27 protein-coding genes are annotated in these 25249 nt (G+C 63.6%); 10 read left to right on the forward strand and 17 right to left on the reverse strand.

The window, feature by feature from the left end:
• Positions 1-3 precede the first annotated feature (3 nt).
• Complete coding sequence (folP, locus tag GJ668_RS06440) at positions 4-840, reverse strand: dihydropteroate synthase (RefSeq protein WP_155449321.1); 837 nt, start codon at positions 838-840, stop codon at positions 4-6.
• Positions 841-1005: 165 nt separating this feature from the next.
• Here folP and GJ668_RS06445 point away from each other — a divergent pair, with 165 nt between their 5' ends.
• Positions 1006-1383: a PilZ domain-containing protein gene (locus GJ668_RS06445; RefSeq protein WP_155449322.1), complete on the forward strand. Its 378-nt coding sequence runs from the start codon at positions 1006-1008 to the stop codon at positions 1381-1383.
• On the opposite strand, the gene GJ668_RS06450 is transcribed toward GJ668_RS06445, so the two are convergent.
• From GJ668_RS06450 to GJ668_RS06480, 7 genes are all read right to left on the reverse strand, one after another.
• Positions 1347-2831, reverse strand: coding sequence for a glycogen synthase (locus GJ668_RS06450; RefSeq protein WP_155449323.1), 1485 nt, complete (start codon positions 2829-2831; stop codon positions 1347-1349). The genes GJ668_RS06445 and GJ668_RS06450 overlap by 37 nt on opposite strands.
• Before the next feature lie 20 nt (positions 2832-2851).
• Entirely contained in the window at positions 2852-3712 is an 861-nt protein-coding gene (locus GJ668_RS06455) for a hypothetical protein (protein WP_155449324.1), read from the reverse strand.
• An 8-nt stretch (positions 3713-3720) separates the two neighbouring features.
• Positions 3721-5859 carry a glycogen debranching protein GlgX gene (glgX, locus tag GJ668_RS06460; RefSeq protein WP_155449325.1) on the reverse strand — a complete coding sequence of 713 codons (2139 nt, stop codon included), beginning with the start codon at positions 5857-5859 and terminating at the stop codon, positions 3721-3723.
• 189 nt (positions 5860-6048) lie between these two features.
• The gene (locus GJ668_RS06465) at positions 6049-7191 is read right to left on the reverse strand and encodes an MFS transporter (protein ID WP_155449326.1); all 1143 of its coding nucleotides are present in this window, start codon (positions 7189-7191) and stop codon (positions 6049-6051) included.
• 80 nt (positions 7192-7271) lie between these two features.
• Entirely contained in the window at positions 7272-8381 is a 1110-nt protein-coding gene (gene aroC / locus GJ668_RS06470; RefSeq protein WP_155449327.1) for a chorismate synthase, read from the reverse strand.
• A 2-nt stretch (positions 8382-8383) separates the two neighbouring features.
• Positions 8384-9724 (reverse strand): TolC family outer membrane protein, encoded by a 1341-nt coding sequence (locus tag GJ668_RS06475; protein WP_155449328.1) that lies wholly within the window; start codon positions 9722-9724, stop codon positions 8384-8386.
• A 128-nt stretch (positions 9725-9852) separates the two neighbouring features.
• The gene (locus GJ668_RS06480) at positions 9853-10809 is read right to left on the reverse strand and encodes an adenylate/guanylate cyclase domain-containing protein (RefSeq protein ID WP_155449329.1); all 957 of its coding nucleotides are present in this window, start codon (positions 10807-10809) and stop codon (positions 9853-9855) included.
• Between the two features lie 101 nt (positions 10810-10910).
• Here GJ668_RS06480 and GJ668_RS06485 point away from each other — a divergent pair, with 101 nt between their 5' ends.
• The 3 genes from GJ668_RS06485 (at position 10911) to GJ668_RS06495 (ending at position 12729) form a co-directional block, all read left to right on the forward strand.
• On the forward strand, positions 10911-11327 hold the full coding sequence (locus GJ668_RS06485; protein WP_155449330.1) for a hypothetical protein: 417 nt from the start codon (positions 10911-10913) through the stop codon (positions 11325-11327).
• A 77-nt stretch (positions 11328-11404) separates the two neighbouring features.
• Positions 11405-11908, forward strand: a complete 504-nt coding sequence (locus GJ668_RS06490; RefSeq protein WP_186342927.1) for a DUF454 family protein — start codon at positions 11405-11407, stop codon at positions 11906-11908.
• Positions 11909-11919: 11 nt separating this feature from the next.
• Positions 11920-12729: a sirohydrochlorin chelatase gene (locus GJ668_RS06495; protein ID WP_155449331.1), complete on the forward strand. Its 810-nt coding sequence runs from the start codon at positions 11920-11922 to the stop codon at positions 12727-12729.
• An 8-nt stretch (positions 12730-12737) separates the two neighbouring features.
• On the opposite strand, the gene GJ668_RS06500 is transcribed toward GJ668_RS06495, so the two are convergent.
• Complete coding sequence (locus GJ668_RS06500) at positions 12738-13697, reverse strand: Gfo/Idh/MocA family protein (RefSeq protein ID WP_155449332.1); 960 nt, start codon at positions 13695-13697, stop codon at positions 12738-12740.
• 70 nt (positions 13698-13767) lie between these two features.
• Positions 13768-13938: a hypothetical protein gene (locus GJ668_RS20090; RefSeq protein ID WP_186342928.1), complete on the reverse strand. Its 171-nt coding sequence runs from the start codon at positions 13936-13938 to the stop codon at positions 13768-13770.
• A gap of 158 nt (positions 13939-14096) precedes the next feature.
• Here GJ668_RS20090 and apaG point away from each other — a divergent pair, with 158 nt between their 5' ends.
• A complete protein-coding gene (apaG, locus tag GJ668_RS06505) occupies positions 14097-14468 on the forward strand; it encodes a Co2+/Mg2+ efflux protein ApaG (protein WP_155449333.1) in 372 nt (123 codons plus the stop codon).
• A 28-nt stretch (positions 14469-14496) separates the two neighbouring features.
• The gene (locus tag GJ668_RS06510) at positions 14497-15333 is read left to right on the forward strand and encodes a symmetrical bis(5'-nucleosyl)-tetraphosphatase (protein WP_155449334.1); all 837 of its coding nucleotides are present in this window, start codon (positions 14497-14499) and stop codon (positions 15331-15333) included.
• A 5-nt stretch (positions 15334-15338) separates the two neighbouring features.
• On the opposite strand, the gene GJ668_RS06515 is transcribed toward GJ668_RS06510, so the two are convergent.
• From GJ668_RS06515 to GJ668_RS06535, 6 genes are all read right to left on the reverse strand, one after another.
• Entirely contained in the window at positions 15339-15854 is a 516-nt protein-coding gene (locus GJ668_RS06515; protein ID WP_155449335.1) for a dihydrofolate reductase, read from the reverse strand.
• Positions 15855-15866: 12 nt separating this feature from the next.
• Positions 15867-16229, reverse strand: a complete 363-nt coding sequence (rsfS, locus tag GJ668_RS06520; protein ID WP_155449336.1) for a ribosome silencing factor — start codon at positions 16227-16229, stop codon at positions 15867-15869.
• A gap of 51 nt (positions 16230-16280) precedes the next feature.
• Complete coding sequence (gene nadD / locus GJ668_RS06525; protein ID WP_155449337.1) at positions 16281-16955, reverse strand: nicotinate-nucleotide adenylyltransferase; 675 nt, start codon at positions 16953-16955, stop codon at positions 16281-16283.
• Between the two features lie 73 nt (positions 16956-17028).
• The gene (locus tag GJ668_RS20095; RefSeq protein ID WP_186342929.1) at positions 17029-17187 is read right to left on the reverse strand and encodes a hypothetical protein; all 159 of its coding nucleotides are present in this window, start codon (positions 17185-17187) and stop codon (positions 17029-17031) included.
• A gap of 38 nt (positions 17188-17225) precedes the next feature.
• The gene (locus tag GJ668_RS06530; protein WP_155449338.1) at positions 17226-18683 is read right to left on the reverse strand and encodes an NAD(P)/FAD-dependent oxidoreductase; all 1458 of its coding nucleotides are present in this window, start codon (positions 18681-18683) and stop codon (positions 17226-17228) included.
• A 155-nt stretch (positions 18684-18838) separates the two neighbouring features.
• On the reverse strand, positions 18839-20113 hold the full coding sequence (locus tag GJ668_RS06535) for a glutamate-5-semialdehyde dehydrogenase (RefSeq protein ID WP_155449339.1): 1275 nt from the start codon (positions 20111-20113) through the stop codon (positions 18839-18841).
• Positions 20114-20317: 204 nt separating this feature from the next.
• Between GJ668_RS06535 and GJ668_RS06540 the strand changes: the two genes are divergently transcribed.
• Complete coding sequence (locus GJ668_RS06540) at positions 20318-22213, forward strand: putative bifunctional diguanylate cyclase/phosphodiesterase (RefSeq protein ID WP_155449340.1); 1896 nt, start codon at positions 20318-20320, stop codon at positions 22211-22213.
• Between the two features lie 133 nt (positions 22214-22346).
• Here the strand turns inward: GJ668_RS06540 and GJ668_RS06545 are convergent, their stop codons facing one another.
• Positions 22347-22766, reverse strand: a complete 420-nt coding sequence (locus tag GJ668_RS06545; protein ID WP_155449341.1) for an SCP2 sterol-binding domain-containing protein — start codon at positions 22764-22766, stop codon at positions 22347-22349.
• A gap of 252 nt (positions 22767-23018) precedes the next feature.
• On the opposite strand from GJ668_RS06545, the gene ubiG reads away from it, so the two are divergent.
• From ubiG to GJ668_RS06560, 3 genes are read left to right on the forward strand one after another with little or no spacing between them, the layout of a single operon-like run.
• Positions 23019-23741, forward strand: a complete 723-nt coding sequence (gene ubiG / locus GJ668_RS06550) for a bifunctional 2-polyprenyl-6-hydroxyphenol methylase/3-demethylubiquinol 3-O-methyltransferase UbiG (protein ID WP_155449342.1) — start codon at positions 23019-23021, stop codon at positions 23739-23741.
• The gene (gene gph / locus GJ668_RS06555; RefSeq protein ID WP_155449343.1) at positions 23734-24426 is read left to right on the forward strand and encodes a phosphoglycolate phosphatase; all 693 of its coding nucleotides are present in this window, start codon (positions 23734-23736) and stop codon (positions 24424-24426) included. Before ubiG ends, gph begins: the two co-directional genes overlap by 8 nt.
• A gap of 34 nt (positions 24427-24460) precedes the next feature.
• Positions 24461-25237, forward strand: a complete 777-nt coding sequence (locus GJ668_RS06560) for an SDR family NAD(P)-dependent oxidoreductase (RefSeq protein WP_155449344.1) — start codon at positions 24461-24463, stop codon at positions 25235-25237.
• Positions 25238-25249: the final 12 nt, after the last annotated feature.

Consider the following 25249-nt stretch of genomic DNA (forward strand, 5'->3'; position numbering starts at 1 on the left):
GGTTCATACACCTGTCGAAAAGCCGGAGATGGCCCAGGCGACGTCGGCCGCCTGACGGTTGGCGGCCACATCGTGCACACGAAAGACCGCTACGCCCTGCATGACGCCCAGTGCTGTGGTGGCACAGGTCGCCGCCACCCGCTCATGCGGCGCGACATGACCGCACAGGGCGCCGAGAAAGCCTTTGCGACTCGTCCCGAGCAGCACCGGCAAGCCCAGCTCGACCAATCGCCCCAGCCCGGCCAGGAGCGCCAGATTGTGCGCCTGCGTCTTGCCAAAGCCGATGCCTGGATCAAGCAGGATATCGCACTCGCGCACACCGGCAGCCAGTGCGGCCTCGGCGCGCGCGGCCAGATGATCGCGCACCTCGCCGACCACGTCCGCATAGCTTGGCGCCTGCTGCATGGTCTGTGGCGTCCCGCTCCGGTGCATGAGCACGATCGGGGCGTGCTGCTCGGCGGCCAGCGGCAGCATCCCAGGGTCGTCGAGTCCGGCCGAGGTGTCGTTGATCCAGTCCGCTCCAGCCGCAAGTGCCGCGCGCGCCACACTCGCCCAGGTGGTGTCGATACTCAGCGGAACCCCTTGCGGCAGACGTTCGCGCAGGACGCGAATCACATCCAGAACGCGCCGCTGCTGCTCCTCGGGCGGAACTGGAGCCGAGCCTGGACGGGTCGACTCGCCGCCGATGTCGAGAATGTCGGCGCCCTCCTCCAGCATCCTGAGCGCGCGCGCGACAGCGGCCTCTGGCTCCAGATAACGACCGCCGTCGGAAAAGCTGTCTGGCGTGATGTTGAGAATGCCCATGAGGCGCGGTGGACGTGAGACAGGCAAAGTGGACATGGTGTCTGAAAATGCAACGGCTAAATGGCTGGATCGTCTCTGAAACGGCGGGGTGGATCTATACTAAAGTATCGAGTTTGAGTCGGGTGGTACGCCTTGCGTGCTCTACTACAGAGACTTCGGGCGCGCAGGCGAGGTTCTTTTCGAGGCGATGAGGGTCAAACAATGGTCTCCAACACGACAGTTGATGAGCGGCGGTATTTTCGACGGGCGTCCTGGACAGGTCGGGCGCGCATCTTTCCGCTGAGCCTGGAATCGCTGAGCGCCGTTCCGAGCATCCAGGACGTGACCTCGCAGGATATCAGCGAGGGCGGTATTCAGGTACGCAGCGCGCAGATGGTGCCGATTCATTCGCGGTTGCTGGTGGAGCTGGAGTCGAGCGAGACCTCGGCCTGGATCCAAGCCGTCGGCTCGGTAGCCTGGATCTCGCCGGCGATGAACCAGGAACCCTGGTGCCTGGGGATCGAGTTCTCCGATGTCGGCGATCTGGCGCTGGCGGGCATTCGTCATATCGTGGACGAGGCCGACCCCGCAAACCCCTGAGCCTGCCGCGCGTACGCATAGAGACCGAGATAGTCTCGGGCTGGCTGGTGCCACGAATAGTCGCCGCGCATCCCGTTGAGACGCAACTGACTGAAATAGGACGGAAACGTGCGCCAGAGTTCGAGCGCACGGTTCATAGCCCCTTCCAGGGCCTCAGCGGTCGGTTCGTCGAAGAGATAGCCGTTGCGTGACTCAAAGGGCGCCGTCGAATAGTTGGCATCCTGGATGGTGTCAGCCAGTCCGCCGACGCGGCGCGCAATCGGCACTGTGCCATAGCGCATGGCGATCAGCTGCGTCAGCCCACAGGGTTCGTAGAAACTGGGAATGAGGATCATATCGGCCCCGGCATAGAGCAGATGGGCCAGCGACTCGTCATAGCCCAGTTCGAGATGCGCATGCGGACTGGCACCCAGTGTCGACTTCAGATGCGCGAAGCGCTCGGCGATGGCCGGCTCGAGCGCCGTCCCCAGGAGCGCGATCTGAGCGCCCGACTCCAGCCCATGCTGGATACCGTGCGCGATGAGTTCGACGCCCTTCTGCCGATCCAGACGGCTGACGACAGCCATGATCGGTCGTTCTACCGCCGTCTCCAATCCAAGCCGTGCGCGCAGCGCCTGACGATTGAGCGCCTTGCGCGGCAGGGTCTCGGGGCCGAAGTTCGCCGGGATCAGTGGGTCGGTGCGTGGATCCCAGACCGTCTCGTCGATTCCGTTGAGGATACCGCCGAATTTGTCGCGATAGCGCTGCACGCAGGCTTGCAGACCCTGGCCCTGCTCGGTGTTCTGGATCTCCCAGGCATAGCGCGGAGAGACGGTATTGACGACATCCGCCGCCACGATGCCGCCCTGCATGAGGTTGACGCGAGGCGGATCGCCTGGATCGGCGGGCAGACAGGCCGCGTCGAGTCCGACCCGCGTCAGGAGATCGGCCTCGACCCAGCCCTGATAGCCGACATTGTGCAGTGTGTAGCAGACCGGAATCCGCGTGGGCGCTGTTGCGCATGCGGCGAGCAGCACCGGCACGAGACCGGTTTGCCAGTCATTGCAGTGCAGGACGTCCGGGCGCGCCTCCGGGCGCGAGACATATTCGACCACTGCGCGCGAAAAGAAGGCGAAGCGCTCGGCATCGTCCGGCTCGCCATAGAGTCGCCCACGCTCGAAGAAGCCGTGCACCGAACGCGGTGCGATCAGACGGCATTCATAGCCGTCCAGACTCAGCGCGAGCACCTGGCAGGCAATCGATTCACCGGCGAATGGAACCTGCAGCGTGCACTCGATGACGGACGGAGGCGCCCGGGCGTCGAGCCGCAGACTGTCGTAGGCCGGCAGAATGACTTCGACACGCTCGCCGACCTGGGCCAGTTCGCGCGCCAGCCCCTGAACGAAGTCACCGAGGCCACCGGCCTTGGCAATGGGCGCGCATTCGGCGCTGACCATGGCGATGTGCATTGTTCGAATCGACGCGGCTGTTATCGCGGATCACCCAACTCGGGCGGCGGATGCCGTTCCAGGGCGCGCCGGATGAGTTCGGGATCATCGACCTTGAGACTGAGCTGAAAGCGTCCGCCCGGACCCACGCGATAGCGATGTCCGAAGAGATCGATCTCGGCGTTGGGCGCGCTCCAGCCATGAATTCGCAGCTCGGCTTCGATGACCACGCCGGCCATCGAGGGTGCGGGATCGGCATAGGTCAGCACCGGAATGGCGGTTGCGACATTGACGGCGCCCCGGTGTTCGGCATCGACAGGGACTGCCTCGGGTCTTGCCGCGCCCTGTCGTGTCTCGATGAACGAGGCATTCACAGACCCGGTCTGCACCTTCGTGGATGTCGGCACAGGCTCGGCCGGGTGGCTTCGGACATCGCGATCACACCCGAACTCAGGACGCGCCGATGGGGCCGACTGGCGCAACGACTCCAGACCCAGTCCACGCGCCTGCTGGAGCCGATTGGAGCGCGCCAGCAACAGCCAGCCGCCCTCGGGGTTCATCAGTCCCAGCTCGGCCTCGAACAGGGCGACGTCGTCATCGACCTGGAAGGCCGCCTCACCACTCCCGCCCAGCCCGGACAGACGCAGACGCCGCTCACCGATCGGCTCCGATCCGCCCTCGACACGCACACGCCCAAGCCGCAGCACAGGTGACGGCACGCCATCGGCGCGCGGAAAATCGGCGCTATATGCCACAACATCATTGGCACGCAAATGCCAGCGTACCCGAATCTCGCCGGTGGCCCCTGGATAGAGCGTCAGCGGTTTACGCGCGCCGCCAAGCGGAAAGACGGGATCCAGGGGCCGCGTGGGCGGTAACAGATCGGGCGTGACACTTGGCATCAGCACGTCTAACCGGTTTTCCCGGCTGTCGGCCCCGGCTCAGACTGGCTCCGCTCCAGCCGACCCTCGAGAACGAGGATACTCCTGGAACGGACCAACGGGCGTTCGTCGTCGACAGGGTGCTGATCTTCAGGCGCGACGACATCGGACGGCGACGCGCAGGCCGTATCCAACGCCAGATACCAACGTGCCGGGGCGATCTCAGGATGCGCAAAGCGCCGTGCTCGATCGCTCATGTTGATCATGATATGCAGGAGCGCCTCGTCGGGACAGACCGGAGCGAGCGTGAAGGCCAGGATCTGGCTCTCCGGGTCGTCCCAGGGCGGGGCGTTGAGTTCCAGTCCATGCCAGACGACGTCGGGGATGTCCCCGCCCGGCAGCGGCTGGCCGGCAAGAAAGTGACGATGACGCAGATTGGGATGACGCTTGCGCAGCGCGATCAGTCCACGCACGAACCGCAGCATGGCCGCGTTGCGTTCCAACAACGACCAATCGAACCAACCGATGTCGTTGTCCTGACACCAGGCGTTGTTATTGCCCTTCTGCGAGCGCAGCACCTCGTCGCCGGCGAGCAGCATGGGGATGCCCTGACTCAGAAACAGCAGGGTCAGCAGGTTCTTGGCCTGACGGCGGCGCAGGGTCAGCACCTCGACGTTCGGGGTCTCACCCTCGGTGCCGCCGTTCCAGCTCAGATTGTCATCGGTGCCGTCACGGTTGCCCTCGTGATTGGCCAGATTGTGCTTGCGGTTGTAGGAGACCAGATCCCAGAGCGTGAAGCCGTCGTGACAGGTGACGAAGTTGATGCTGTTGATCGGCTTGCGCAGATTGGCTTCATAGAGATCACTGCTGCCCGAGAGCCGGGTGGCGATCTCAGGCACCAGACCGCGATCGCCGCGCACGAAGCGCCGAATGCTGTCGCGATAGCGTCCGTTCCATTCCATCCAGCGATAGCCGGGAAAGCTGCCGACCTGATAGAGCCCGGCGGCATCCCAGGCCTCGGCAATGATCTTGGTGGCGGCCAGGGTATCGGACAGCTCGATGCCCCAGAGCACCGGCGGATTGGCCAGGGGACGCCCGTCACCGTCACGCGCCATGGCGCTGGCCAGATCGAAGCGGAAACCATCGACATGCATCTCGCGCACCCAGTATTCGAGCGCCTCGATGATGAAGTTGGTCACCAGCGGATGATTGGCGTTGACCGTGTTGCCGCAGCCGGTGAAATCGAGATAGATGCCCTTATCGAGCATGTCGAGACAATAAAAGGTCTCGTTACCGAAGCCCTTGAAGGTAAGCGTGGGGCCGGCGGCTCCGCCCTCGCTGGTGTGGTTGAAGACCACGTCGAGAATGACGCCGATGCCGGCGCGATGCAGCGCCTTAACCATATCGCGGAATTCACGCCGATGCGTGCCCTGCTCGGGCGTGACGCAAAACCCCGGATGCGGCGAGAAAAAGCCGAAGCTGCTGTAGCCCCAGAAATTGTGCAGATCCGCGTTCCAGACCCCCTCGGGCACGTCCTGCTCGTCGAAGGCCATGACCGGCATCAACTCGACATGGGTGATGCCGAGCGCCTTGAGATAGGGGATCTTCTCGATCAGGCCGAGAAAGGTACCCGGATGCCGGACGCCTGAGCTGGGATGCCGAGTGAAGCCGCCGACGTGCAGCTCATAGATGATGACCTGTTCGGTCGACATCCAGAGCGGCGTGTCGCCCTCCCAGTCGTACTCCTCGGCGAGCACGATGGCGCGTGGTGAGTCGTGCGGCTGAACGCCGGCCTTCAACCGCCGCCAGCGGTCCCAGCCGGCGACATTGACCGCGCGCGCCCAGGGATCGACCAGCTCGACGTTCGGATCGAAGCGCCAGCCGTGACCATGCGGATCGTTCGGTCCTTCCAGACGCCAGGTGTAATGGGTGCCCGGCGGCAAATCCTCGACCATCACATGCCAGGAGAAAAAGGTGTGATTGGTGCGTGGATCGAGTCGGATGATCTGAAAAGGCTCGGGACTGGTCGCCTCCGTGTAGAGCAATAGCTCAGCGCCGGTGGCATGCCGGCCATAGACGGAGAAATTGACACCAGCATCTTCGACGGTCGCGCCGGGTGGATAACGTCGTCCCGGCAGGACACGATAGGGAGCATTTGAGGCTGGCATGGGAGCGGCGCTTTCCAGAAGTGTCTATCCGCGCTATCCAGGACTCGAATAGAGATGATCAACAGGACGACTGATGGACTCAGCCATATCGACATAGCGTCGACGCCAAGAGCGATCGAGATCAGCCGATGAAACGGGCGTCATCATAACACGCTCACGTTTATTGCCAGCGATCGGATGACAGACCGATCAATGCCGATACAGCTCGCCGTTCATCCAGCGCCAGGCCACCAGCCAGCCGAGCACCGCGGCGATGGCGCCGACCCCGAACGTGATGGCCGGCCCCGCATCGGACCAGAGCAGCCCGCCGATCAAACTTCCGGCCGCCCCGCCCGCACCGAAGCTCAGACTGTTGTAGAGCGCCTGTCCACGCCCCTGGGTGCGACCTGGGAAACCATGATGGACCAGATGAATCGCTGAGGCGTGGAACGCACCGAAGGTCGCGGCATGCAGGCACTGCGCGACGAACAGGACCGCCAGATGTTCGACGAAGACCCCGATCAGGAGCCAGCGCACCCCGCCCAGCGCCAGACTCCAGAGCAGGACGCGCTGAGCGCCGAAGCGCTCCAGCAGCCGATGCATGACCAGAAAGATCAGCACCTCGGCGATGACGCCCAGTGCCCACAGCCAGCCGACCGCCCCGCTCGAATAGCCGGCCGCCTCCAGATGGATGGAATAGAAGGCATAGTAGATGCCGTGGCTCAACTGCATCAGGAAGCAGGCGCCGAAAAAGGCCAGAACGCTCGGGTGGCGCAGGAGTGTTCGCAGTGACACCGAGGACTGGGTGCCCTGGTCGGGCGCGCTGTCCGGAACCAGAAAAGCCGTCAGACAGATCCCAACCGTCAGCAGCAGCACCCAGACCGGCACCTGAGCGAGCGGACCCCGCTCCAGCGCCAGTCCCAGTGCCACCACCACCAGAATGAAGCCCACTGAGCCCCAGACGCGCACCAGCGCATAGCGGGTCGGGCGTTCGCGCAGATGATTGAAGGTCACGGCCTCCATCTGCGGCAGCGAGGCGTTCCAGAAGAAGCTGAACAGAAACAGGGTCAGCGCCATGCCCCAGAAGCCGTCTGTGACATACAGGGTCGCAAAGCCCAGCACCGCGAGCAGCGAGCCGAGCCGCACTACCTGGATGCGATGTCCGGTGTGATCGACGATCTGGCCCCAGACCACGGGCGCCACGATCTTGGTGCCGGCGAGGATCGCCATCAGCATACCGATGGCGAGCGGGTCGAAGCCGGCATCCTGGAGATAAAGTCCCCAATAGGGCACGAGCGCCCCGAGCGAGGCGAAATAGAAGAGGTAATAGCTCGACAGACGCCAGTACGGCATGGGCGACTCGCTGGTGAAACGCGCAAGACCCCGCGCCGGGGCCGGATCGGCCCGTATCAGTTGGGGTCAGGGGGCGTGGATCAGGATTTGGCGCGTGGCTCAGCCGGTATGGCCGGAAGCGGCGGCATGACCTCGGCGTTCTGTCCGCGATGGCGCAAGGTGTGATCCATGAGCACCAGCGCCAGCATGGCCTCGGCGATGGGCGTGGCGCGGATACCGACACAGGGATCGTGCCGACCCTTGGTGACGACCTCGACCGCCGAACCATCGCGACCGATGGTCTGGCCCGGTAGTCGAATGCTGGAGGTCGGCTTGAGCGCGATGCGAGCGACGATGTCCTGGCCCGTGGAGATGCCGCCGAGGATGCCGCCGGCGTTGTTCGACAGGAAGCCTTCCGGGGTCATGGGATCACGGTGTTCCGTGCCCTTCTGTTCGATACAGCCGAAGCCGGCGCCGATCTCCACGCCCTTGACGGCGTTGATGCTCATGAGCGCATGGGCGATGTCGGCGTCGAGCCGGTCGAAGATCGGCTCGCCAAGTCCGGTCGGCAGGCCCGAGGCGACCACGGTCACGGCCGCGCCGATCGAGTCACCCGACTTGCGCAGTGCATCCATGTAGGTCTCCAGCTCCGGGACCGTCTCGGCACAGGGCCAGAAGAAGGGATTGTGCTCGACCTGCTCCCAGTCGAAGCCGCGCGGGCGCAGCGGACCGAGCTGAGAGAGATGGCCGCGAATCCGGATTCCGAGCCGCTCGGCCAGATATTTTTTGGCGATGGCGCCGGCGGCGACCCGGATCGCGGTCTCGCGCGCCGAGGAGCGCCCGCCGCCGCGATAGTCGCGCACGCCGTATTTCTGGTCGTAGCTGTAATCGGCGTGACCCGGCCGATAACGGCCGGCGATCTCAGAATAGTCGTGCGAGCGTTGATCCTCGTTGCGGATCAGGAGTCCGATCGGCGTGCCTGTGGTGCGGCCCTCGAACACGCCGGAGAGGATCTCGACGCTGTCGGACTCGCGCCTCTGGGTGGTGTGGCGCGACTGTCCCGGCTTGCGCCGGTCGAGATCAAGCTGCAAATCCGCGGCTGTCAGTTCCAGGCCGGGCGGACAGCCATCAACGATGCCGCCGAGCGCCGGGCCATGACTCTCACCAAAGGTGGTGACGACAAAACTCCTGCCAAAGCTGTTACCGGACATGATCAGTAGGCCGGCGGCGGAATCGTGTCATTGGGATCGAGCCAGGCGTTGCCCTTGGCCAGCACGTCGCGGCTCAGGGTGCTGGTCGCCTGATGGAGTTTGACACCATTGATGATGTAGTCGTAGCGGGCGCTCATGTAGTCGTACTCGGCCTGGAACAGGTTGCGCTGGGCGTTGAGCACGTCGACCTGGGTGCGGGTGCCGACTTCCAGTCCGGCCTGGGTCGATTCGAGCGCCGAGCGCGCCGAGACGATGGCCGCCTGCCGTGCCTTGACGTCCTCGATGCTGGAGAGGATGCCGCGGAAGGCATCCTTGACCTGCTGGTCGACCTGACGGCGCACCTGGTCGAGCCGATCCTGGGTGGCGCGATACTTGTAGCCGGCCTCGCGGGTTCTGGAGGTGACGGCACCGCCCTGGAAAATGGGCACGTTCAGCGACAGACCCACAAATCCGGTCTCGGCATCCGTGCCATACTGGGCCGCTGAGCGCGCAACGTCATAACCGGCCTGCAAGTCGAGATTGGGAAAATGGCCTGAACGCTCGATCTCGATGCTGGCCTTCGCGGCGTTGACTGACTCGATCGCCGCCAGAATGCCGTAGTTGGAGCGAATGGCCGTGGTCGCCCAGGCATCGATGTCGTTCGGCTCAGGCGGGGACAGCGGCAGCTTTTCGCCGAGACGTGCGAGCGGTACCTTGATCGGACCGACGATGGTGCGCAGTGCTTCCCAGGCGTTGTCGAGCAGGTTCTTGGCGTTGATGAGATCGGCGCGTGACTTGTCGTAGGCGGCCTGACTCTCGTTGACATCGGTGATGGCGACCAGACCGACCTCGAAGCGCTGCCTGGATTGCTCCAGTTGGCGCTCATCGGCGCGCACCAGCGCCTCGCGCACGGTCACGGCATCGGCCATGCGCAGCACGTCGAAATACGCTTGGGTGGTCTTGACCATGAGTCCGATCTGGGCATCGCGATACTCGGCCTCGGCCTGAGCGATGACACTGTCGGCCTGCCCGAGCGTCATCCAGTTGGCGCGATTGTAGAGACTCTGACTGACGACGGCCTGGATCTGCTGGGTGTCGTAACGATCGGTGCGATCACCCAGGTTGCCACCGCGCGAGTCGAGGTCATAGAAATTGGCATCACCCTGAACACTGAGACTCGGCAGGAGCAGCGAACGCGCCTGTGGCTTGATCTCGCGGGTGGCAAAAAGCATCTGCTCGGCCTCGCGTAATGTCGGGTCGCTCACCACGGCCATGTCGTAGATCTGAAGCAGATCCTCCGCCAGCGCCGGGGACAGCGAGCCGCACAGCAGCAACGGGATCAGGGCCGGAAGCATTCTCCTCATGAACATGGGTTTCCTTGCAAACGGGCCGGACGCCCGAGAAGATGAGTTTAAGGGCTGAGTATAGGGGACAAGTGGCCCTGCCCTCAATCGGACCCGGTCGACGCCAGTGCGCATCAGGGTCGAATCAATCAGTTTCCCCACAGGACATGATCGACGTATTGCTTGATTTTTTTGTGGCCCGGCGTGTCGATGGTCGTGAATTGGAGATTGGTGCGGAACTGATCCCGATCCCTGTTCGACTGTGATCGCAGAACCCGCGCATAGACCTCGACCTGGACCTCCAGACCGAACTCGGGCGCAAGCGACATCAATACTTCGGAATACGGCGGCAAGGCCACCGGCATGTCCACGCACAGCCCGAAGTATCCCATGTCGTTGACCTGGCCGACGAAACGCTCAGGCAGGATGCGCTTGTCCTCGACGCGCTGGAAGACGGCTGGAAAATCGACCAGGATCCGGGGTGTCTTGCGGATCTCGACGGTCGGAACGCGCAACAGCCGCGGCTCATTGACGGCCTTGAGTTCGTAGAGCATCACGGGCGCTGAGCGCCCCTTGACCTGGACCTCGTTGACGCTGCCCACCTGCACGGCGTTACCGGCGGCGTGATAGGTCGCCTCGCTCAGCAGGATCTGGCCGCGCAGGGCATAGCCCTCGATGCGCGAGGCCAGATTGACTGGGTTGCCGATGACTGTGTATTCATTGTAGACATCCGAGCCGAAGCAACCGGCCATCACATCGCCGGTGCTCAACGCGATGCCGGCATAGAGACGAGGCTCGCCGCGCAGTTCGCTCTGATGGTTCAGATCGATCATGCCCAACTGCATCTCGACCGCGCAGTTCAAGGCACGGACCAGATCATCGGGACGGCGTGTCGGTACACCGAAGACGGCCATGACCGAGTCGCCCATGAGCTTGTCGACCAGACCGCCATGGCGATCGATGATCTTGGCCATGAGTCCGAAGAATCGATTGAGCAGGTCGACCATCAGCGTCGGCGAGACCGAGTCCATCAAGGCGGAGAAGCCGCGCAGATCGGCGATGAGGATGGTTGCCTGGGTGCCAACGATTGGATGGGATTTGCGCATATCGAAATCCATAATTGACGATTTTCATGGGTTTTATGGCCTGTTCGGTTCATGCTTGAGTGCTCTATCCCTAGACCGCTGCCCAAAGAGGATACTCATCCATGGACCGTTTTACACGCAACTATAGCCTGCTGCTCGGGGCCGTCCTGATCGCCGCCCTCTTCTTTTGGGCCAAATCGGCCTGGAAGCCCGAGGTCTGGAACCTGGACGACGTCCTGACCGCCGATGCAACGCTTGCCGACTATCCCTATCAATTCCGGCTGCGCGCCTTCAAGGATGGCGTGGCTGTGATCTCGACGCCGCGCTCGTCCGACTTCCCGGCTTACAGTTTCTTACAGGTCATCTATCCCAAGCTCGCGGGCAAGGCCCAGGACGATCCCGAGATGATCGCGGCCCAGCAGGGTCTCATCGATCATCAGAAACGCGCCATGGGCCTGATGCTGGCTCAACCCGGTGTCAAGAGCGTCGACTGGGAACTCGACGTCCAGTGGCTGGCCGATCACGGCGTGCATCGCTGAAATCACCGCCTTCGGAACGCAGGAATTCCTGACCAAAACAGACTATAATCGCCCCCCGAATAGCGGAGGGCCGACCAGTGAGAACCACCCAGCACGACCAAACGGCGGCGAGCGAGCCGCCGATTGCGAGCCGCCGTCACCATCTCTACAACATCCTGGCCTGGCTCTGCTTTGGACTTGGATTCGTCGGCATGCTGGTGCCGCTGATGCCGACGACCGTGTTCTGGATCTGCGCCACCTGGCTGTGGCTGCGGAGTCGGCCGCACCGCGTGCGTTTTCTGATCGAGCATCCGCGCTTCGGCGAGTCCATCCGGCGCTTTCTGGAAAGCGGCGAAATCTGCCGCACCGGTAAGACCGCCGCTGTCGTCGGCATGGCCGGCAGCCTGGCGATCTGGATCGCACTCGCCACTCCGGGCTGGCCCTTTATCCTGCTGGTCGGCGGTATCCTGGCCCTGGTCGCGCTCTGGATTCTCACCCGCCCCGAAGGACCACGCCCGGCACCCGCGCCGACCCAGATGGCCGTCACCCTGGACACCGACGCCTGGGCGCGCGCCAAACCGCCCGCCAATCCGCCGGGTTAGGTGACTCAGGCATGCGTTCGATTCTGCTGGTCGACAATGGTTCGAGCCGTCCGGATTCGACCCTGAATCTACGCCGGATCGCCGCCCGACTCGCTGAGCGTGTCGGCGAGCCGATCCGCCCCGTCTCGCTGCTGCATGCCGATCGCGTGGCGCCTGAACACCTCGCTGGTCAGCCAGCCGAGATCCTGGCGCCTACGCTGCGACATCTGGTGAGCGCGGGCGAACGGGAGCTGGTCATCCTGCCGCTGTTCTTCGGCCCCAGCCGCGCCCTCACCCAGTTCGTTCCTGAACTCGCCGCTGAGGTGGCTGCCGAACTCGGCCATTTCCAGCTCGAAACGACGCCCGAACTCTGTCCACTGCCCGCTGGCGAGCCGCGTCTGATCGAAATCCTGGCCGACAACCTCACGGCGGCGGCGACCAAGGCCGCCATCACGCCGAAACGGGTGGTGTTGGTGGATCATGGATCGCCGATCCCGGAAGTCACGGCGGTTCGCCGCTGGCTGGCGGGCGGACTTGCCGAGCGGCTTGGTGCCGCTGTCCGACTGGAGGAGGCGGTGATGGAGCGCCGTCCTGGGCCTGACTATGACTTCAATGGCCCGCTGCTCGAAGACAGCCTGACCCGTCTGGCCGAGGAAGATGGCACAACGCCGATCCTGCTTTCGATGCTGTTTCTATCGGCGGGACGACATGCCGGAGCCGGAGGCGACATCGCCCGGATCTGCGCCGGCGTCGCCGCGCGCTTTCCGCGCCTGCGTATCGCGGTCGCGCCGCTGGTTGGCGAACATCCCGGATTGATCGGGATTCTCGCCAGCCGTCTCTGAACCGAGTCTCAGACGCTCGATGCCGCGATGCGATCGCGCACTTCGAGCGCCACTTCGAGCGCCCTGAGTCCTGTCTGACCATCGACCAGCGGTCGCCCGCCTTCGCGCACCACGCGCGCGAATTCGGCCAATTCCAGATCCAGCGGCTTGATGGGATCGATCTGGAGACGCTCGCGCATGATCTCAGGGCGCGCGCCCTCCTCGATCAAGCGCGGCTCGGCCAGATCGATCGTCTGTTTGACGAAGTCGAGCGACAGATAGCGCCCGGACTGAAAGACCCGAATCCGCCGCGTCGTCTGGTCCGAGACGCGACTGGCGACCACATTGGCGACCGTGCCGTTGGCGAACTCCAGCCGGGCGTTGGCGATATCGACGTGTTCGGTGAGGATCGAGGCGCCGACGGCTGAGATATGACGGATCTCGGCATCGACCAGCGACAGGATGATGTCGAGGTCGTGGATCATCAGATCCGAGACCACATCGACATCGGTCGCGCGCTCGACGAAACCGCCCATGCGCTGCGCTTCGATATAGCGTGGCTCGCGAATGCGATGGGCAAGCGCCATGACACCGGCGTTGAAGCGCTCGACATGGCCGATCTGGAGGATGGCGCCATGCTCTCTGGCCAGACGCACGATCTCGGCGCCCTCCTCGCGCGTGGCGGCGATGGGCTTTTCGAGCAGGACATGGATGCCGCGCGTGAGAAACGGCTCGGCGGCGGCCAGATGCGCGCTCGTCGGCACCACGACACTGACGGCATCGACGCGATCAAGCAGATCGTCGGGACGCGCATAGGCCGTGCAGCCGGCTTCCTCAGCGACCGAGGCGGCGCGTTCAGCATCGGTATCGACGACACCGACGAGTTCGACCTCGGGCAGACGCGAATAGATGAGGGCATGGAATCGGCCGAGATAGCCGACGCCGATCACGGCGACTCTCAGTCGGGTGTCGTGGGTATCGAGTGACATGGAACTCATCCAAGCGTGCATGCAAGAGGGAACGCCAGCGGAGACCGAACGGCGTTCCGGCTCGTTAGGATCAACCGCCGATGGAACCGGCGTCCGGCGACTGCACCGCGACCTCGCTGTGATCGACTGGCGTACAGGCGATCAGCTGATAGCTGATGGTGGCACACAGGCCCACGATGACGAAGAACATCAGCAAAATGAGCGGATCGGGCCTTCGATGAAGCCGCTTCCTGTAGATCATCTAACCGCCTCTGAATTTCAAGTAAGTTTTCAGCAATATTCTACAACTATCTCAAAATGCGACAAGGTCGCCACGCTTTTCGGTCGGATCGGACTCCGCAACGCGCCGGGTCGGTATATCATTCCCCGATCCAGCGTCCGTCATTCCAGGAGACGACCTTGAGCGACTATCTCATCGCGATCTCGGCCCAGAGTCAGTATCAGCCGGATCAATCTTCGCCGGAAGAACAGCGTTACGTTTTTGCATACACCATCACAATCGAGAATCGTGGCGCCAGACCAGCGCGACTGCTCGACCGGCATTGGATCATCACCGACGCCAATGGTCAGGTCCAGGAAGTGCGCGGTCAGGGCGTGGTCGGCGAGCAACCGCATCTGCGACCGGGCGAAGCCTTCAAGTACACCAGCGGCGCCATCTTGACCACGCCGCTCGGCAGCATGCACGGCCACTATGGAATGATCGGCGATGATGGCACCCGCTTTGAAGCGCGCATTGCGGCCTTCTCACTGACCTCGACGCGGCTGCACTGAGTCGATCGGTTCGCGGAGTCGACTCCAGATGCCTATTTATGCGATTGGCGACCTCCAGGGCTGTCACGCCGAACTCGAACGCCTGCTCGACCGTCTCGACTTCGATCCAGGCGTCGATCGACTCTGGTTTGCCGGCGATCTGGTCAACCGTGGTCCAGATTCATTGGCGGTGCTGCGCCAGGTGCGCGCGCTCGGCGATTCGGCCATCGTGGTGCTCGGCAATCACGATCTGCATCTGCTGGCTGTAGCCGCCGGCAACGCCAAGCACTCGAAAAAAAGCACCCTGGGCGCGATTCTGCGCGCGCCGGATCGCGACGAACTGCTCGAATGGCTGCGTCATCAGCCTCTGCTGCATCACGACCCTGACTTGGGTCTGACGCTCGTCCATGCCGGGCTGCCGCCCCAATGGGATCTGGCGCAGGCCCGCGCCTGCGCCGGCGAGCTGGAGACCAGGCTGCGCGCAGACGATTACGGCGACTTCATGCACGCCATGTACGGCAACGAACCGGCACGCTGGTCACCGGATCTCAGGGGTATCGAGCGGCAGCGTTTCATCACCAACGCCCTGACCCGGCTGCGCTTCTGCACCCCGGACGGTACCCTGGCGCTCAAAGAGAAGGGCGAGATCGGCAGCCAGGCGCCCGGTCTGTTGCCCTGGTTTCAGGTTCCGGGCCGGCGCACGCGCGCCGACCGGGTCATCTTCGGCCACTGGTCGGCGCTCGGCTACTGGAGCGGCGAGAACGTCTGGGCGATCGACAGCGGCTGTCTCTGGGGCGGCGCGCTCACCGCGCTCCGGCTCGACCGCGAGCCGCTGGAGCCGATCCAGATCGACTGCGCCGGTTATCTGCACCCTGGGCGGGACTGACGGACTCAGCGACGGACCAGATCGACGAAGGTCATGGCAAAGACGTTGCGTTCGTCGGCGGCACGCGCCTCCCGCGCGATCTCGCGCCACTCAGCGGGATTCCAGGTCGGAAAACGCACATCGCCCGCGACCTGCGCCTGCACAATCGTCAAAGAGAGCCGGCTGGCCAGGGGTAGTGCCTGTGCGTAGATCGAGGCGCCGCCGACGACCATCAGCTGGGGGTCATCGACCGCGGCGATCGCTGACTCCAGCGTCCCGAAGACTTCACAGCCTTCCGCTCGATACGCCGGATCGCGCGAGACGACCAGATGCCGGCGGCGCGGCAGCCGGCCCGGCAGCGACTCCCAGGTTTTGCGTCCCATGAGGATGGGCTTGTCGAGCGTCAGCGCCTTGAAGTGCACCAGATCCGCCGGCAGATGCCAGGGCAGCGCGTTGTCGCGACCGATCACGCGCGTCTCGTCCATGGCCGCCACCAGCACGATGACTGGACGCTGATCCGGCGATGCAGACTCAGACGGCATGGAGCACGGCCCTCACGCCGAAACCGACGCCAGAGACGGTGCCGCCACGGGCGTCGGCGCCGACCACAGTCGCTCCAGACTGTAGAAGTCGCGCACCTTCGGCAGCATGACATGGACCACGACGCCATTGAGATCGACCAGCGCCCATTCGCCCTCGGCCAGACCCTCGGTGCCGAGCGGCGTCTCGCCGGCCTCCTTGGCGCGAAAAGCGATGGTTTCAGCGATGGCCTTCACATGGCGGTCCGAGGTGCCGGAAGCGAGGATCATGTAATCCGTCACGGCGGTCTTGCCGCGCACGTCCATAACCTGGATGTCGCGGGCTTTCATATCGTCGAGTGTTTCGAGAATCAGGTGTTTGAGTTGATCGAGCTGCATGGATTCCTCGGTGTGTAGGGAGTGACGTGTTGCAGAGCGGTTTAGGGCGGTTCAAGCGCCTGGATGGTGCGACTGGAAGGCGTGCGTCTGATCGACATGCCCATAGAGCCGTTCGCGCTCGATGTAGTCGAGCACGGCATCGGGGAGCAGATAGCGTGGACGGCGACCGAGCGCGATGAGTTCGCGGAGGCGTGTCGACGAGATATCAAGCTGAGTCAGGGTCTGGAACAGGATACGCCCGCCCGGTCGCTCTGCCAGACAGCGCGCGTTCTCGCAGACCCGTTCCAGATAGAGCTGCCGCAGGGCGGGACTGGCGACCGGATCATGTCCGGGGCGACGCATGACCACCAGATGCGCCAGCTCCAGGATCTCCAGCGGACGATGCCAGTCGAGAAAACCGCCATAGGCATCGGCGCCGACCAGGAGACAGAGTGGACGCTCAGTGCCGAATTCGGCGCGCAGCGAACGCAGGGTGTCGAGTGTATAGGAAGGACCGTCGCGATGCAGCTCGCGTCGATCCAGCACGAACCCTGGCGCGTCGGCGAGCGCCGCTTCCAGCATCGCCAGACGCTGCTCGGTGCTGGCCTGGGGTTGCGGACGATGGACCGCGATCCTGAGCGGGATGAAGCGCACCTGATCGAGCGCGAGTGCCTGGAGACAGTCCAGGGCCGCGCGCAGATGACCGTAATGGATGGGGTCGAAGGTGCCGCCGAGCAGACCGATCATGGGCGCACCGGACGTGCTGACGGCACCAACGCCTGGGTCGAACCGGGGCGCCCGGCGCCCCGTCGCTTCGACATCAGTTGTGCGACTTCATCAACAGCTTGAAGATTTTGAAGTTGATGATCCAGAAACGCATGAACTGCCATGGAATGGACTGGCGCATATAGCGCGTGAAACCGGTCGGGACCGGCGGATAATAGGCTTGCTGATAGGGTTCTTTGTTCTTCGCGGGCATTGGCGGCGCTCCTCTTGAGACAGGTACAGTAAATGTCCTCAGTCCGGCAGGACCGACCAGCCCGGACGCAGCTTGGCCTGATAGATGAAGACATGATGCAGGAGGTACTTCATCCAGTGCCCGGCCAGACCGATTTCGCCGAAGGTCAGATCCATGTCGCGCCCGTACTGCGGATAGGTCTCGTAGTCCGGCACCACCGGGAAGACGGTCATGGTCGCGGCCGTGCCCTTGAAGATGTCCATGCCGGTCGAGGCCACGCAGGCGGCGCCCATCTCGCCCATCGACGCCGTATGGGTCAGCTCGGTGGCCCCATTGAGCAGATCGCGGATGTTCTCGGCCACCGCCTTACCGATGGTCGCCGAGGGCATGCCGGTGCGCGGCGGCGTCGGGCTGATCTGCATACCGCTCGGACTTTTCATCACCTTGCTGATCGGATGCGGCGGGGCAAAGGCGATGCCGATAGCGAAGATATTCTTGTAGTTCGGGGTCTGATAGGTCTTCGGCCAGTCGGCCTTGCTCCACTCCTCGAACGGCTTGGGATTATAGTCGGCGTCGACCTTCATGAAGCCATTGGGCGCGAAGAGCTGCTCGGTGATGTCGGCCCCGGACTTGTCATAGGCTTTGAGTCCCACGCCTGAAAAGGGCGGGATGAGCATGGAGAAGTCGAACTCCAGCTCGTGCTGGCTGCCGTCGAGCTGCTCGTAATGGATCTTGCCTGGCTCGACTCGGGTCACGGCCGCGCGCGTGATCCACTCCATGCCGCGCTCGACCATCAGCGACTCACCGAACACCTTGCCATTGGTCACATAGCCGCCGCGGGTGATATGCACGCCGCCCATGCCGAAGTCGCCAAGCTCGTACTCGTTGCTGATCCAGACCACGCGCGCTAGATGGCGCACGCCGGCCTCGCGCAGGACATGATCGACGTTATAGATGTACTCGAAGGCGGCGCCCTGGCAGGTGCACATGCCATGCCCGGTGCCGATGACGAAAGTCTTGCGCGCGCCAGCTTTCATCTCCTGGACGCACTTCTGGAGCTGTTCGTTGGCCTCCAGCGCATGGGACGGGGTGCAGACCGACATGGTGTAGCCCTTCTCCGGCCCCAAGCCCGGTGTGGCGTCGAAGTTGAGCTTAGGCCCCGTGGCATTGACCAGATAGTCGTATTCGATTTCGTCGCTCTGTCCGGCGCGGGCTGCATCCGTGTACTCAATCGAGACGAAAGGACTTTCGTGACCGGCGCCGCCTTCGGGGTTGATCGAGAGGGCGCGTGCCTGCCGGAAGTCGACCCTGATCTTTTTGTAGATGCGGTCCAGATCGAAGGTGACCTGGCGCTCGGTCATCTGCCCGACGCCGACCCAGATGTTGGACGGAATCCAGTTCCATTTGGCGTTGGGCGAGACCACAGTGATCTGGTGCTGCTTGCCAACCCACTTGCCCAGATAACGGGCGGTCGTATGGCCGGAGATACCGGCTCCAAGTATCACGATACGTGCCATAGCAACACTCCTCCTAAAGCTTTTATTGTCGGTTCAGGTCACTGGATGGCTTTTGAGCGCGATCGGTCGAACCAAGTTCCGGACCGGCGGTCGCGATCTCGGCTGGAGTCGCATTCTTAACCGTCCGGTCGGACCTTGTCGAGTCCCGAAACCGGTCAGCCGCGCACCTCGCCATCGCCCAGCACCACGAACTTCAGCGAGGTCAGCCCTTCCAGACCGACCGGACCACGCGCGTGGAATTTGTCGGTGCTGATGCCAATCTCGGCGCCCAGCCCGTATTCAAAGCCGTCGGCAAAGCGCGTCGAGGCATTGACCATGACCGAACTCGAATCGACCTCGCGCAGAAAACGGCGCGCGCGCGAGTAGTCCTCGGTGACGATGGCCTCGGTATGGGCCGAACTATGGCGGGCGATATGATCCATGGCCGCGTCCAGTCCATCGACCACGCGGATCGATAGGATGGGCGCCAGATACTCGGTGTCCCAATCTTCATCGGTTGCCGGGATCGCGTCTGCGATGATCGCACAAGTCCGCGAACAGCCGCGCAGTTCCACGCCCTTCTCGCGATAGGCCGCGCCGAGCCGGGGCAGGATGGTCTCGGCCACGGGCGCATCGACCAGGAGCGTTTCCATCGTGTTGCAGGTGCCGTAACGCTGGGTCTTGGCATTCATGGCAATGGCGAACGCCTTGTCGAGATCGGCCTGTTCATCGATATAGACGTGACAGATGCCGTCGAGATGCTTGATGACCGGCACCCGCGCCTCACGGCTGATGCGCTCGATCAGGCCCTTGCCGCCGCGCGGGATGATGACGTCGATCGACTCGGGCATGGTGATCATAGCCCCCACGGCGGCGCGATCGGTCGTGGCCACGACCTGGACGCCGTCCTCGGGCAGTCCGGCGCTCGCCAGCCCGGCCTGGATGCAGCGCGCGATCGCCTGATTGGACTCGAAGGCCTCCGAGCCGCCGCGCAGCACCGTGGCATTCCCCGACTTCAGGCAGAGTGCCGCCGCATCGGCCGTTACATTGGGGCGCGACTCATAGATGATGCCGACTACGCCGAGTGGCACGCGCATGCGCCCGACCTGGATTCCGCTCGGACGATAATCGAGATCCGTGATGGCGCCGACCGGATCGGGCAGTGCTGCGATTTGGCGCACGCCCTCGATCATGGCGTCGATCCGGCTCGGTGTCAGTTCGAGCCGGTCGAGCAGGGCCGCGTCCAGCCCCTTGGCCGCGCCGGCCTCCAGATCGCGCCGGTTGGCCTCGGTAATGACGGCACGCTCGGTATCGAGCCGCTCGGCGATCGCCAGCAGCGCGCCATTCTTGGCCGCCGTGCTGGCGCGCGCGAGCTGGCGCGAAGCGGCTCGAGCGCGCTGCCCAAGGTCGGTCATGTAAGCTTGGATATCCTGAATCTCTGGATCGGTCATGGAGCGAAACCCGTCTCGATGGCGCATTGAAGCCATGGGATAAATAAGATTCATAATGCCATGATTCCCACGGACTTGACACAGACGCACGGCGCAAAGAAGCGCGTGTCTGTATTAAGATAGCCGCCCAGTCACCATGGCCGTATCTTCATAGAGGCTGGTGGCACCAATGCGACGAGGGACGATTGGAGGATCTTGATTGTCATGGATAAAGAACGCTCCTGGTTCGCTGCCGAGTCGTCCTCGGATGCATCGCCTGGACAGCGCGCAACCCTGGAGCTGGTTGCGACCGCCGCCAATGCACAGACCCTGCTCCGATTGGAATCCGAGATCGAGGAGCGAACCGCCGAACTCCTGGCCGCCAACAGCGCCCTGCGCGAGAGTGAAGAGCGCTTCCGCCGTCTGTTCGAAGACACGCGCCAGCCGCTGTCGCTGATCGAGGATGGCCGCTTCATCGCCGTCAATCGAGCGACGGTCGCAATGCTGCGCCTGGAGCGGATCGAGCAGCTCGTCGGCCGTTCACCGGGTGAGGTCTCACCCGAGTACCAGCCCGATGGCCGGCGTTCCGACGAAAAGGCGCCGGCGATGATCCGGATGGCGTTCGAGCAGGGGTCGCATGCTTTCGAATGGGAGCATGTCCGCGCCGATGGCGAACACTTCCCTGCCATCATCCTGCTGACGGCCATCCGTGAGCGCGGCAAGGATCTGATGCATGTGGTCTGGAACGACATCAGCGAACAGCGGCGCGCGCTTGAACAGATCGAATATCTGGCCTTCCATGATGCCCTGACCGGGCTGCCGAATCGGATCCGCGGCCAGGACTGGTTGCGTCAGACACTGGACTCGGCGGCACACCACGGCGACGGATTGGCGGTGCTCTATCTCGACATGGATCAGTTCAAGTACGTCAACGACACCCATGGTCATGGCGTCGGCGACCAGCTCCTCAAGGGTGTGGCCGAACGGCTGAAGGCCCAGCAGCGCGAGTCAGACCGGCTCTGCCGACTCTCGGGTGACGAGTTCATGATGCTGCTGACCAAGATCGAACCCGAGCACCTGGTTCCGCGCGTCTCCGCCGTCTGCGAGCGGCTGCTGTCGAACCTTGCCGCCCCCTTCGACCTGGAGGGCGGTGTGCAGCTCGTCACCTCCTTCTCCATCGGCGTGGCGCTCTATCCGCGCGATGGCGCGGATGCCGAAACCCTGATGCGGCTGGCCGACACCGCGCTCTACGAGGCCAAAAAGGCCGGACCGCATGCCTACCGCTTCTTCGAACCACGCATGAACATCGCGCTCAGACACTTCGTCGAGACGCGCGATGCACTGCGTCTGGCCTTGGAGCGGCGTGAATTCGTGCTGCACTATCAGCCGCAGTTCGATCTGCACGATGGTCGCCTGATCGGCGTCGAGGCGTTGTTGCGCTGGCAGCCGGCTGGTGAAGCGCATCCCCGGATGCCGGGTGTTTTCATTCAGGTCGCTGAGCACAGCGGGCTGATCGTCGCCATCGGACGCTGGGTACTGCGCGAAGCCTGCCGTCAGGCGGCGCTCTGGCGGGAGGCCGGCTGGCTGGACGTCAGCATGGCCGTGAACCTGTCGGCGGTGCAGTTTCGACAACCCGGACTCGAACAGGATGTGATCGCCGCGCTCGCCGACAGCCGACTGGCGCCGCACCATCTGGAACTGGAGCTGACCGAATCCATCCTGCTGCAAGGCATCGACTCAGTGCTGGCCACGGTCTCGCGCTGGAAGGCGCTCGGCATCCGGCTGTCGATCGACGACTTCGGCACCGGCTATTCCAGCCTGGCCTATCTGAAGCGTTTCAAGGTCGACAAGCTCAAGATCGACCGCTCATTCGTCTCCGACATCGCGCATGATGAAGAGGATCGCGCCATCGTCCAGGCGATCATTCAGATGGCGCACAGTCTCAATCTCAAGACCATCGCCGAGGGCGTCGAGAGCGCGGCGATCGAAGAGCGATTGCGCACCATGGGCTGCGAGGAGTCCCAGGGGTATTTCTACTCCAGACCGCTGCCGGCCGCCGAACTGGATGCGCTGGTCGCGGGCGCCGGCTCGACGTCCAGGGTCATCGAGTTGATGCCGTAGCCCCCGGCCCTCATTCAATCGAACCACTGTTTAGCACGGGAGGTCTTGCGCGCGATCGGGTCGATCTCTATCAGGGCTTGAACGCAAAAGCCCGCCGGACGGCGGGCTTCGCGTGCAGATCGGGGTAAACCGATCACTTGATCTCGTCGGTGTCGAGCTGCTGCATCAGACCGAAGCTCTTGACGAAGGGATTGGCCATACGCGGATCCTTGATGATGGCCTTATAGTCACCCACCTTGAACTTAAGCTTACCCGTTGCGAAAGCTGTGCCCATGGCCATCATGCCGATGCCGTTCTCGACCCATTTGAGCCAGTCCTTCAGATCAGCGCGCATGTCCCAGTTTGGAGCTGGATCGCTCTCGGACCAATCGCCGGCGCGCACACAGACGCCCTTTTCGACCACGAACACACCGCGCGGATTCTCTTCGTCCTTGAAGCCGCAGGTGATGACCGAGTTGAAATCGATCTCGGCGAGCTTGTCGCAAACCTCAGGCTCTTTGTTCCAGGCGTCCATGAGTTGTTTCATCCAGTCGTCAGAAAAGAGTGCGGACATTCTTATCGATCCTCCAGGGTGATCAGCGTGTCATTAGCGAGCTGGAATCAGCGTCGTCGACGCGGGTCGAAACCCGCGTGCCTGTGGATTCTATCAGGATCGGCGCCCAGAATATCGAGCGACGCACGGCCTCGATGCACGGATTGCATCGGTTGCAACCCGTCGAAAACCACCTTTTTCACTCAGCGATCGGTGCTCGCGGTTTAGAATGTCGCGATCCTTTCGACAGCTTTGGAACACTTTGCAGACACCATGAGCGAACATCACCCCAACGTCGATCACGCCGAAATCAGCAAGTTCGAGGCTCTGGCCTCGCGCTGGTGGGATCCGTACAGCGAATTCAAGACGCTCCACGACATCAATCCGCTGCGTCTGGACTATGTTGAGCGCGGCGCCGGTGGACTGGCCGGCAAGCGCGTGCTCGATGTCGGCTGCGGCGGCGGCATCCTCTCCGAGGGCATGGCCCTGTGTGGCGCTCAGGTCACGGGCATCGACATGGGCGACATGCCGCTGCGCGTGGCCGAACTCCATACGCTCGAAAGCGGCGTGGATGTCGAGTATCGGCGCGTACCGGTCGAGACCCTAGCCCTGGAGCAACCCGACAGCTTCGATGTCGTCACCTGCATGGAGATGCTCGAACACGTCCCCAATCCGGCCTCGGTGGTCGATGCCTGCGCACGTCTGGTGCGGCCCGGCGGCTGGGTGTTCTTCTCCACACTCAACCGCCATCCCAAATCCTATCTGCTCGCCGTAGTCGGAGCCGAGTACATCATGCGCATGCTGCCGCGCGGCACGCATGACTATTCGCGCTTCATCCGCCCGTCCGAACTCGATGCCTGGATTCGTCCAACGGCGCTGCGCACCACGGACATGACCGGCATGGTTTACAACCCGCTCACCCAGGTCTACCGGCTCGACCCGCATGATCTGGACGTGAACTATCTCGTGACCTGTGTGCGCGATACCCATGGCTGATCGGCGTCCGCCGCGCGATGGCGTCGTGCTCTTCGACCTGGACGGCACCTTTGCCGATACCGCACCCGACATGGCCGCCGCGCTCGACAAGCTCCTGCGCCGTCACGGACGCGCCCCCCTGCCCTTCGCACGGGTGCGGCCCTTCGCTTCGCACGGCGCGCCCGGCCTTCTCAGGGTCGGCTTCGGACTCACGCCCGAGGATCCCGACTACGAGCCATTGCGCGGTGAATATCTGCGCATCTACGAAAGCGCCCTGGTCGAGCATACCGCCCCCTTTCCAGGCATGATCGAGCTGATCGACACCCTGGAGGCGCGCGGCCTGCCCTGGGGAATCGTCACCAACAAGTCGACGGCGCTCGCTGAACCACTCCTGGAGCGCATCGGCTTTCTGGAGCGTGCCGCCTGTCTGGTCTGCGGCGATACCACACCGCGCCCCAAGCCGCATCCAGACCCGCTGCTCTATGCCTGTGATCTCCTGGGCGTCGACCCTGAGCGCGGCTGGTACGTCGGCGACGCCGAGCGCGATATCCAGGCGGGACTGGCGGCCGGCATGGGCACGCTCGCCGCGCTCTTCGGCTATCTGGGGCCGGACGACGACCCTGGCGCCTGGGGCGCACATGGCATGATCGACCATCCATTGCAACTGCTCGACTGGCTCGCGTATGACGCCGCCAGCGATGCTTGACCACCGAACAGACGACTGAATACTGAAACCAAGCATGTCCACAGAACCATCACCGTCCACTGCATCCTCGACCACCGGCACCCAACTCCAGGACCGCGTCATCCTCATCACCGGCGCCCTGGAGGGTCTGGGTCGCGCTGTTGCCCTCGCCTGTGCTGCCGAGGGCGCGACCGTCATCCTGTCCTCCTTCGATCAGGTCGACCTGGAGCCGGTCTACGACCAGATCCTTGAGGCGGACCATCCCGAGCCGGCCATCCTGCCGCTGAATCTGGAGACGGCGAGCGAGCGCGACTTCATCGCCGCCGCCAACATTATCGGCGACACCTTCGAGCGGCTCGATGGACTGGTCCATTGCGCCGCCTCCGCGCCCTTCCTGAGCCGGATCGACGACTATGACGCCAGCGAATGGGAACGGGTCATCCGGGTCAATCTCAACGCGCCCTTCATGCTCACCCAAGCCTGTCTGCCGCTGCTGCGCCTGGCCGAGGACGCCGCGATCGTCTTCACCGCCGATCGGGTCGGGCGTCAGGGGCGCGCCTACTGGGGCGCCTATGCAGCCGCCAAGTTCGGCATCGAGGGACTGATGCAGGTGCTGGCCGAGGAAACGCGCGAGTCCGGCCATCTCCGCGTCAACAGTCTCGATCCAGGTATTCTGCGCACCGCGATGCGCGCCAACCTCTATCCGGGCGAGGATCCAAACAGCCATCCGGATCCCGCGACCGTAGCCGGCGCCTATGTGCAGTTGCTCGGCCCCGAGGGACGCGGACTGACCGGACGCACGCTGCGGGTCGAGAACGGCCGGGCCTGCTGAGGCCCGCACAGC

The organism is Allochromatium palmeri, assembly GCF_009720725.1.
GTDB lineage: Bacteria > Pseudomonadota > Gammaproteobacteria > Chromatiales > Chromatiaceae > Thermochromatium > Thermochromatium palmeri.